The organism is Sphingorhabdus sp. (assembly GCF_035329025.1).
Taxonomy (GTDB): domain Bacteria; phylum Pseudomonadota; class Alphaproteobacteria; order Sphingomonadales; family Sphingomonadaceae; genus Sphingorhabdus_B.
Genome location: NZ_DAOLHN010000063.1, coordinates 1 through 9,576, shown reverse-complemented (window position 1 = coordinate 9,576; position 9,576 = coordinate 1). Strand labels below are relative to the sequence as shown.

General features: G+C 58.8%; 9 protein-coding genes. 8 read left to right on the top strand and 1 reads right to left on the bottom strand.

What is annotated here, in order from left to right:
• Window positions 1-390 (bottom strand): ATP-binding cassette domain-containing protein (locus PKC81_RS13600; protein ID WP_324336989.1); only part of this gene is annotated, 390 nt, incomplete at its 3' end.
• Window positions 391-597: 207 nt separating this feature from the next.
• On the opposite strand from PKC81_RS13600, the gene PKC81_RS13595 reads away from it, so the two are divergent.
• From PKC81_RS13595 to PKC81_RS13560, 8 genes are all read left to right on the top strand, one after another.
• Window positions 598-1,884, top strand: coding sequence for a M28 family peptidase (locus PKC81_RS13595; protein WP_324336991.1), 1,287 nt, complete (start codon window positions 598-600; stop codon window positions 1,882-1,884).
• Window positions 1,881-2,111, top strand: a complete 231-nt coding sequence (locus PKC81_RS13590; protein ID WP_324336987.1) for a hypothetical protein — start codon at window positions 1,881-1,883, stop codon at window positions 2,109-2,111. The genes PKC81_RS13595 and PKC81_RS13590 overlap by 4 nt, the downstream gene beginning before the upstream one ends.
• 114 nt (window positions 2,112-2,225) lie before the next feature.
• Window positions 2,226-4,442, top strand: coding sequence for a TonB-dependent receptor (locus PKC81_RS13585; RefSeq protein WP_324336985.1), 2,217 nt, complete (start codon window positions 2,226-2,228; stop codon window positions 4,440-4,442).
• A 97-nt stretch (window positions 4,443-4,539) separates the two neighbouring features.
• Window positions 4,540-5,421 (top strand): AraC family transcriptional regulator, encoded by an 882-nt coding sequence (locus PKC81_RS13580; protein ID WP_324336983.1) that lies wholly within the window; start codon window positions 4,540-4,542, stop codon window positions 5,419-5,421.
• A 24-nt stretch (window positions 5,422-5,445) separates the two neighbouring features.
• Window positions 5,446-6,735 (top strand): cytochrome P450, encoded by a 1,290-nt coding sequence (locus PKC81_RS13575; protein WP_324336981.1) that lies wholly within the window; start codon window positions 5,446-5,448, stop codon window positions 6,733-6,735.
• Window positions 6,732-6,905: a rubredoxin gene (locus tag PKC81_RS13570; protein WP_324336979.1), complete on the top strand. Its 174-nt coding sequence runs from the start codon at window positions 6,732-6,734 to the stop codon at window positions 6,903-6,905. The genes PKC81_RS13575 and PKC81_RS13570 overlap by 4 nt, the downstream gene beginning before the upstream one ends.
• 32 nt (window positions 6,906-6,937) lie before the next feature.
• Window positions 6,938-8,047, top strand: a complete 1,110-nt coding sequence (locus PKC81_RS13565) for an NAD(P)-dependent alcohol dehydrogenase (RefSeq protein WP_324336977.1) — start codon at window positions 6,938-6,940, stop codon at window positions 8,045-8,047.
• 19 nt (window positions 8,048-8,066) lie between these two features.
• Window positions 8,067-9,503, top strand: coding sequence for an aldehyde dehydrogenase family protein (locus tag PKC81_RS13560; protein ID WP_324336975.1), 1,437 nt, complete (start codon window positions 8,067-8,069; stop codon window positions 9,501-9,503).
• Window positions 9,504-9,576 lie beyond the last annotated feature (73 nt).

The window sequence follows — 9,576 nt, the reverse complement described above, 5'->3', positions numbered from 1 at the left end:
GCCCATTTCCTCCATCAGCGCGTCGAAATCGACGTCTTCCGGCGGATCGGCCATGATCATGCTGATTTCGTTGAAGCGCTCAACCATGTCCGCGACTTCGCGGACGCCGTCCATGACGTTTTCCTTGACCGTCTTGGTCGGATCAAGCTGCGGCTCCTGCGCCAGATAGCCGACGGTAATATTCTCGCCCGGCCATGCTTCACCAGTGAAGTCGGTGTCGATCCCCGCCATGATCTTCATCAGCGTCGATTTACCCGTACCGTTGGGGCCGACGATGCCGATCTTGGCATCCTGATAGAATTGCAGGTGGATATTGTTGAGCACGGGCTTTTGCGCGCCGGGGAAGGTCTTGGTCATCCCCTTCATGACAAAGGCGTATTGGGCGGCCATCGATGGTCACTTTCTCAAAAAGCAATAAATACGGAATTCGACGCGCCTACTAGCCAAGCTGTGCACTTGTCGCAAGGCAGGATTGGCAAGCGGCGTTACGCTAGCTAAGCCCAGCGCATGACAAAACAAATTCTGCTCGCCCTTGGCGCAACGACAATCCTCACAACCGCCGCTTTTGCAAGCCCTCCAGCCGGAACAGACCCGGCAATGTGGGCGCTGGACCATGATTCGGTCGCCTGGGAGATTACCGAAGGTCTAACCACCGAAGTCGGCGCGCGCCAAGGCGGCACCGAGGCTGAGGCGCGCGGACGGGCATGGGCGCTCAGCTATCTGGGCAAAGCGGGCTTTGCCAATGTTCGCGAAGAACCCTTTGACATGCCGACCTGGGTGCGGGGCGAGGAGCGTGCTTGGGTTGTCAGCCCCTTCCCGCAGAAATTTGCGATAACGGCATTGGGCAATAGCGGCAGTACGGGTGATGCCGGATTGGAAGCCGAGGTAGCCTATTTCCCGACAATCGATGCCTTACGCGCAGCGCCCGATGGCAGCCTTGCAGGCAAGATCGCTTTTGTCAGCCACGCGATGAAACCCGCGCAGGATGGTTCAAGCTATGGCGCATTCGGACCAGCACGCTTTGTCGGGCCCAACATAGCGGCGAAGAAAGGCGCGGCGGCGATCGTCATCCGCTCGGTCGGCACCGACCATAACCATCGCAATCCGCACACTGGCAACACCAATTTCGAGGCGGGCGTCACGCCCATACCTGCCGGCGCATTGTCGATCCCAGATGCCGACAATCTGGTTCGGATGGTGGAGCGCGGAAAGCCTGTCAAACTCCGCCTGCTCCTGACACCGAAAAATCTTGGTACGCAAAAATCGGGCAATGTCGTCGCCGAATTGCCCGGCAGCAATGCCGCCCTGCCCCCGATCGTGATCGCCTGTCACCTCGACAGTTGGGATTTGGGAACGGGTGCAATTGACGATGCAGCCGGTTGCGGCATCATCACCGCCGCCGCCAGCGCCATCAAAGGCATGAAGCGGGAGCGGACAATCCGCCTGCTCTGGGCCGGGGCCGAAGAGGTCGGCATCTGGGGTGGCAAGGCCTATGCCGAAGCCAACAAGACGGTTCCCCATGCGCTTGCCATGGAATCCGATTTCGGTGCCGACCGCGTCTGGCGCGTCGATTTCAAGCTGCCCGACAGTGCGAAACCGCTCGCTGACCGCATCGCCGCAAGACTGGCTCCGCTGGGCATTGCCCAAGGCAGAGATGCAGCCAGTGGCGGGGCCGATGTCGGCGCGATCATCGCCGCGCAAAATCTGGGCATCATCGACCTGCAACAGGATGGCAGCCGCTATTTCGATCTGCACCACACGCCCGACGATACCCTCAGCATGATCGACAAGGCACAGTTGCGCCAAAATGTCGCAGCGTGGACTGCAGTGCTATCCGAACTGGCCAATTATGAGGGCGAACTGACTGTAGCACCCAAACCATGAAATCGTTCACAATCCTGGTCCTGCCGCTCTGCTTGATAGGCTGCGTGGAAGAGACGACACCTAAAGAGAGTGAAAAACCCGCTGCTGTCGTTGCTGCCGAAGACGATGCTGCTGCACTGAAAGTCGAGCAAAAGAACATTGAGGAAGCGGCTGATGCCGCCGCAAAGCTTGTTGAGGAAGAGGCGCGCGACGAAGTGGAAAAAGCGTCGCAGGCTGGTTCGGAATGACTTTTTGGCACAAGAAATGTCAAATCTCGAAATAAAACCGTATAAAGCAAAATAGCAATGCAGTCCTTACCACCTCCAACACTGGCGTAGGAGCGCCAAAAGGAGGAGGAGAGGATGAGGGGTTTTTCGCAAGGGATAACCACGCTAGCTGCACTGCTGGCTTCGACATCAACCACGGCGCTGGCGCAGGAAGCATCCGACGGCGCTAACAATGATGACGAAATTGTCGTCACTGCACAGCGCCGTGAGCAATCGCTGCTCGACGTGCCGCTCGCGGTTTCGGCATTGGGCGGCGACGATCTGGCGCAAAAGGGTATCGACAATTCGTCCGAACTGGCTGCAGCCGTTCCCAACCTTCAGATAAACAGCCCGTTCGGCAACACCCAACCCAATTTCTCGCTTCGCGGAATCGGCGTCGCCAACGAGTATAATTCAAACCAGGCTTCGCCCGTCGGTGTTTATATCGATGACGTCTACCTCGCCCCCCGCACCAGCCATGGCATGGGCCTGTTCGACCTCGACCGGATCGAAGTGTTGCGTGGACCGCAAGGCACGCTCTTCGGGCGCAATACCACTGGCGGTGCGGTTAACTTCATAACCCGGAAGCCGTCGCTCAGCGGCTCGAATGGCTATGTCGAACTGGGCTATGGTAATTTTGATGCTTTCACCGGAAAGGCCGCCGTTGAAACCACGTTGAGCGAAGACAGTGTCGGCCTGCGCTTAGCGGTCAACTATGCCAAGGGTGACGGACAGATGAAAAACCTGTTCGCCGGTGGACGTGACCCCAATTCGGTCGACACGCTGCAAGGCCGGGCAACGCTGCGCATCAAGCCCGGTGATGGCGGTCTCGACATCGTGCTTAAGGCCTATGGCGGTCGCGACCGCGGTACACAGGCCGGAGTGCATGGCCTTGGTGCCTTCCGCACCGGACTTGGCTTTTTTGAAACCAACGAGAACCGGGTTGGCGATAACAACACCGATGCTTGGGGCTTTTCGGGAACGGTCGGCGTCGATCTGTCTGACGCCATTCGGTTGACCTCGATCACATCCTATGATGGCGGCAAACAGGATTTGCAGCAGGCAGCAGATGGTTCGCCGCTCGATATTCTCGACATCACATGGCAATCGAAATACCGCCAGTTCAGCCAGGAAATGCGGCTGAACTATAGCAGCGATACGCTCAATCTGGTCGGCGGGGCATTTTATGGCTGGGATCGGAACATTACCGACAACCAGTTCAACCTGCCGTTGCCGCCCGCAGGCGGTTTCTACCAGCATTACCGGCAGGTGCGGAAATCCTATGCGGTGTTCGCGCAGGGTGACATCAACCTGACCGATCAGCTCGTGCTCACATTGGGTGCGCGCTATACCAAGGACAAGTCGCGCTATGACGATGCCTTCGCCTTTCTGTTCCTAGGAACAGTCGACGATGCGCCAACGCCCATTGCGACGACTGTGCCTTGCACAACACCCGCGGGCACCTGTGCCTATGACCCTGCCGCCCGGATCGCGCTTAGCGACACCAATAATGCGCTCACAGGCCGCATCGCGCTCAGCTACACTTTGCCCGACGACACTTTGCTCTATGCCAGTTTCAACCGCGGCTATCGTGCAGGGGCGGTCAATGGCGGCGGCTATACCTCGTCCGCCGGCATCAGCTATATCGAGCCGGAAAGGGTCAACGCCTATGAACTCGGCTTCAAGGGGCGCTATTTTGACCGGGTTTTGACGCTGGCAGCTGCGCTGTTTTACTATGACTACACGAACCAGCAACTGCAGGACACACGACCCGGGCCGGTATCCTTCTTGGTCAACACGCCCAAATCGGAAGTTTATGGTGCCGAACTTGAAGCAACTGTGAAGCCGTCCGATGGCTTTGCGCTCAACTTTGCGCTGGGGCTGTTGCAGACCAAATATAAGGAACTGCTGCTGCAGGGCACCGATCTGTCGGGCAACGACCTGCCCTTCTCGCCAAAGCTGACCGCGCAGGCGGGCTTTGACTGGGATGTGGCAGAACTGGGCGGCGGCAAGCTGACCTTTTCGCCCAATCTGAACTATGCAAGCCGGCAATATTTCTCTCCGTTTAACACGATCAACGCCGTCGGCTCACCACAGGTCAATTCGGAGTTGCAGCAAAAGGGCTTTGCCAAGGTCAATGCAGCGCTTTCCTGGTCGAATGACAGCTTCACGGTCAGGGCTTGGGGCAACAACCTGTTCAACAAAAAGGTCTATGGCTATGGCCTCGACCTTCGTGGCGCAGGTTTCCCCTATAATTTCCTCGTGCCAGGCGCACCGCGCACCTACGGCATCTCGGTGCGCGCCGCCTTCTGATGCGCCTTATGCGTTGCCTTGCTGCTGGTGCGCGTTTCGGGCTTCCGTCCGCGCGCAAGCTGGCTAAGCTCTCTTCAGGAGTGAAGGAGAGAGGCTGATGGCGACGCATTGGGATAATCGCGCGATCATATGCGACGTGCTGGGCCGGGCGCCCGACGTGGAAATGGGGTCTATAGGAGAGGGCTGGTCGCTGTGTCGCTGGCGACAATTTGTCGGCAGCTACGCCTTGCCGCCTTTGCCCGACCCCATGTTCATCGTCCACATATCGGGAAAGCTACAGATCAAGACGTGGGATCGGGACGGCTGGAGCCAGTCTAGTTCGATTCCCGGCTGCGCCACCATCCAGCCATCGGGCATGCCCAGCGGCTGGCTGGTCGATGGTGAACTGGACGCCGTGACGCTTTCGGTTTCGTCCGATCTGCTCAAAAACATTTCAGCGACCGAGCAGTTCAGCAAATTGCGTTTCGCCTTTGCCGATCCGCTGGGCGTTGCCCTCACCCGGCAAATCTTGTCGGAACTTTATGCGCCCGATGCCGACGAGCGCGAACATTATGTCGCTGCGATGGTCAACGCGCTCAAGGCGCATATCCTCGCCGGGCCTCCCGCGCATGGCAACCCGACCGAAATTCCGGTCAGCGATTTTTCAGCCTACCGGCTACACAAGGTGATGAACGCCATATTGGCGAACCCTGCCGAAGAGCATAGCCTTGAGGAAATGGCGGCAACCGCAGGAGTCACGCCGCCGCACTTCTGCCGCATCTTCAAAAAGGCGACCGGCATAACGCCGCACCAATATGTGATGAAAGCCCGGCTCGACCGGGCGCAACAGATGCTCGTGCAAACCGATATGACGCTTGCGGCCTTGTCCGAAGCGACCGGTTTCCAGAGCCAGAGCCATTTCAGCCGTGCCTTCCGCCAATATGCGGGCATCGCACCCAGCGAATATCGCGATCAGCGTCGCCGGGCGGAGGCAGGCTAGCCCTTATCCTATGGAGAGCCTGATATGTCCGAAACGATGATTCCGCCCGAATTGGTGGCACCTGCATTCAACCCGGCAAGTTTTGCCAACAGGGATGATGTCCACGCCATCTTCACCCGGCTTCGTAAGGACTATCCGCTCTCCCAGGTCGAAGTGCCGGGCTATGATCCGCATTGGATCGTCACCAAATATGCCGATTTGCGCGAAATCGCGCGGCAGGATGAAATCTTTCACGGGGGAGATCGTTCAAAGACGCTGATCAGCCAGGCAGGCGAAGAACTGGTCAAGCAATATACCGGTGGCCAATCGAACATTTTCCGCTCGCTTGTTCAACTCGACCCGCCCGAGCACCAGAAATATCGTTCGGTTTGTTCGGGGGCGTTTTCGCTCGACGGCATCAAGGCTGCGTTGCCGGGCGTGGAAGCGACCGCCAAAATTTATGCCGACAAATTGATCAGCCTTGCCCCCGAATGTGATTTCGCGACCGAAATAGCGTTTCTCTATCCTTTGAAAGTTGTCCTCGACCTGATCGGCGTTCCCGAGCCCGACCATGCAAAGATGCTCGAACTGACGCAGTGGCTGTTCACTTATGCCGACCCTGATCTCAAGCGGCCCGGATCCGATCTGACCGACCCGCAAGAAATCACCCGCACCTGGCGTATCGTATTCGAAGAGTTTGAGAAATATTACACTCCGATCATTGCCGACCGCCAAAAATGCCCGCGCCACGATCTCGCCTCGGTCATCGCCAATGGCAAGATTGACGATGGGCCGATGGAGCATCGCGCGCTGATTTCCTATTTCGTCATCGCATCGACAGCCGGGCATGACACCACCGCAGCCACCACCGGCCACGGCATGTGGCAGTTGGCGCAGCGGCCCGACATTTTGGCTGACCTTAAGGCCAATCCCGATCTGATCCCCGGCTTTGTGGAAGAAACCATCCGCTGGGCCAGCCCGGTCCAGCAGTTCGTCCGTTCCGCCACGCAGGATTATGAGATCAAGGGGCGGACGATCCGGAAAGGCGACTTGGTCTATCTTTCGTACCTCTCCGCGAACCGCGATGAAGACGCCTTTCCGGATCCCTTCACCTTCGATCACCGCCGTTCGCCCAACCGCCATGTCGGCTTCGGCTTTGGCGGGCACACCTGCCTTGGCATCCACCTCGCGCGGATGGAGATGATCGCGCTGTGGAAGGAAATCATCCCGCGCCTGAAATCGGTCGAACTCACGGGCACCCCACGCATGGCGGAATCGGAATTTGTTTGTGGCCCCAAAACCGTGCCGATCCGTTTCGAGGTTGAAAAGGCGTGAGCGAGCCGGAATATAGCGTCCATCGCTGCGGCAAATGCGGCTTTCGCTATGACGAGGCATTGGGATTGCCCGAAGACGGCATTCCCCCCGGCACCCGCTGGGAGGATATTCCCGATGACTGGTTCTGCCCGCAATGCGGCGCATCGAAGGCCGATTTTGGCGAGATGTGACCGCCCCGGTCGCGACAAGAGGAGAGAATTTTATGACAGAAGCTGTCGCGGCGGTTGCCCGCATTCCCAAGGGTGATTTCTCGATCGAGCCAGTCAGCGTCGAAGCACCGCGCGCTGGCGAAGTGCTGGTCAAAATTGCGGGGGTTGGCCTGTGCCACACCGACCTGATCTTCCGCGACCAGTTCGCCCCTTACACCCTGCCCGCTGTGCTGGGTCACGAAGGTTCCGGCATCATCGAAGCGTTGGGTGAAGGCGTCACTGGCCTCGCGGTCGGTGACAAGGTCGTGCTTGGTTTTTCAAGCTGCGGGGATTGCTCGCGCTGCGACGAAGGCTTGCCCAGCTATTGCCGCAGCTTCGTTCCACTGAACTATGCGGGGGTGCGGCTGGAGGATGGCTCGACGGCCTGCTGTTCGGGTGACGAGCGGATCGGTTCACATTTCTTCGGGCAATCGTCCTTCGCCAGTCATGCCATCACCCGCGCGCGCAACGTCGTCAGGGTTGGCGATACCTCTGCCCCACTCGAATTGCTCGGCCCACTGGGTTGCGGCTTCCAGACCGGGGCTGGGGGCGTAATGCGCTCGCTCGCCTGTCATAAGGGTTCGACCATTGCCATTTTCGGCGGCGGACCGGTCGGACTGGCGGCGGTAATGGGCGCGGTCATCCAAGGCTGTAGCACGATCATTCTTGTCGAACCCATGCCCGCACGGCGCGAAGTCGCGCTCGAACTGGGCGCGACGCATGTGATTGATCCCGCCGCGGGCGACCTGACCGAAGCTTTGCGTGCAATCGTTCCCGAAGGCCTCGACTTCGCCTTCGACAGCAGCGGTGTGGTCAGCGTGATCGAAGCCGGATTGGCTGCCCTCGGCAGTCATGGCGCGATAGGACTGGTCGGCGTTCCCAAGGAACCGACCGACAGTATCAGCGTAAATATCTCCGCTTTGATGACCCCTGGCCTGCGTATCATCGGTATCATCGAAGGCGATAGCGACCCGCAAAGCTTCATCCCTGAATTGCTCGCGCATCATGCCGCAGGGCGATTCCCCTTTGACAAGCTCATCCGGACGTTCAAGCTGGAACAAATCAACGAGGCCATAGCCGCCCAAGCGCGCGGCGAATGCATCAAGGTGGTGTTGCTGCCCTGATCGACAGAGGAGAGAGACAATGCAATTCGATTCAGATTATCGCATGCTGATCGGTGGAAAGCTCGAAACAGGTTCCGCCAGCTTCGATGTCCTCAATCCCGCCAATGAGCAAGTTATCGGCCAGGCACCCGACGCAACCCCCGAAGATCTGGACCGCGCGGTAGCCGCAGCGCGGGCCGCCTTTCCGGCATGGTCTGCACTGCCAATCGAAAAGCGCCGCGAATATCTGAACGCGATGGCGCAGGCCATTCTCGCCAATATCGATCCGCTAAAGCGCCTGCTGACGTCGGAGCAGGGGAAGCCGCATGCCGATGCGGAAGCCGATGTCGGCGGCGCGGCTTTCTGGCTGATGGGCGCTTCCTCGCTCGATCTGCCGGTTGTCGTCAACGAAGATAGCGACGAACGCTATAGCGAGACGCGCCGGGTTCCTTTGGGAGTAGTCGGTGCGATCGCGCCCTGGAACTTCCCCCTGATCCTTGCCGCTTTCAAGATCGGCCCCGGACTGCTTGCAGGCAATACGATGGTACTGAAGCCATCCCCCTTCACCCCACTAACCACGCTGAAGCTCGGTGAGATCATCAAGGACATCCTGCCCGCTGGCGTGCTGAACATCATCTCGGGTGGCGATAATCTCGGCCCGTGGATGACCTCGCACCCCGATATCGACAAGGTCAGCTTCACGGGCTCGACCGCGACCGGCAAAAAGGTGATGCAATCTGCGTCAGCAACGCTGAAGCGCGTTACGCTCGAACTCGGCGGCAACGATCCTGCGATTGTAATGCCCGATGTCGATGTCGAAAAGGTCGCCGAGCAACTCTTCTGGGCCGCCTTCGGCAATAACGGCCAGATCTGCATCGCCACCAAGCGCATGTATGTCCACAAGGACATTTACGAGCCGCTGCGCGATGCCATCGTCGCTTATGCCAAGACGGTGAAGATCGGCGACGGTTCCGAACAAGGCACACGGCTGGGCCCGATCAACAACCGCCCGCAATATGAGCGTGTGCTCGATTTGATCCGCGATGCCAAGGAGAAGGGCTATACCTTCCTGATGGGCGGCGAGAAATCGGATGTGCCCGGCTATTTCATTCCGGTAACGATCCTCGACAACCCGCCCGAAGACAGCCGCATCGTACAGGAAGAACAGTTCGGCCCCGTGTTGCCGCTGCTGAAATTCGACGATTATGACGATGTCGTCGCGCGCGCCAATGCGACCGAATATGGTCTTGGCGGTTCCATCTGGGGCAATGATGAGGATAAAGCGTTCGAAATCGCCAAGCGCATCCAGAGTGGCACAGTCTGGGTCAATGAAGTCCAGCACCTGTCACCGACAGCGGCCTTTGGCGGGTTGAAGCAATCCGGACTTGGCGTCGAAGGCGGCGAGGAAGGGCTGCTCGAATATACCAACGCGCAGACGCTTGTTCGTAAAAAGCGCGCTGCTGAATCTGCAGGTTAAACACAAAATTGCAAGAAATGGTCGGGGAGACAGGATTCGAACCTGCGACCCTCTGCTCCCAAAGCAGATGCGC

Coding starts and splice junctions, on each gene's coding strand:
- PKC81_RS13595 (WP_324336991.1), top strand. CDS start 598: ATGTGGGCGCTGGACCATGATTCGGTCGCCTGGGAGATTACCGAAGGT.
- PKC81_RS13590 (WP_324336987.1), top strand. CDS start 1,881: ATGAAATCGTTCACAATCCTGGTCCTGCCGCTCTGCTTGATAGGCTGC.
- PKC81_RS13585 (WP_324336985.1), top strand. CDS start 2,226: ATGAGGGGTTTTTCGCAAGGGATAACCACGCTAGCTGCACTGCTGGCT.
- PKC81_RS13580 (WP_324336983.1), top strand. CDS start 4,540: ATGGCGACGCATTGGGATAATCGCGCGATCATATGCGACGTGCTGGGC.
- PKC81_RS13575 (WP_324336981.1), top strand. CDS start 5,446: ATGTCCGAAACGATGATTCCGCCCGAATTGGTGGCACCTGCATTCAAC.
- PKC81_RS13565 (WP_324336977.1), top strand. CDS start 6,938: ATGACAGAAGCTGTCGCGGCGGTTGCCCGCATTCCCAAGGGTGATTTC.
- PKC81_RS13560 (WP_324336975.1), top strand. CDS start 8,067: ATGCAATTCGATTCAGATTATCGCATGCTGATCGGTGGAAAGCTCGAA.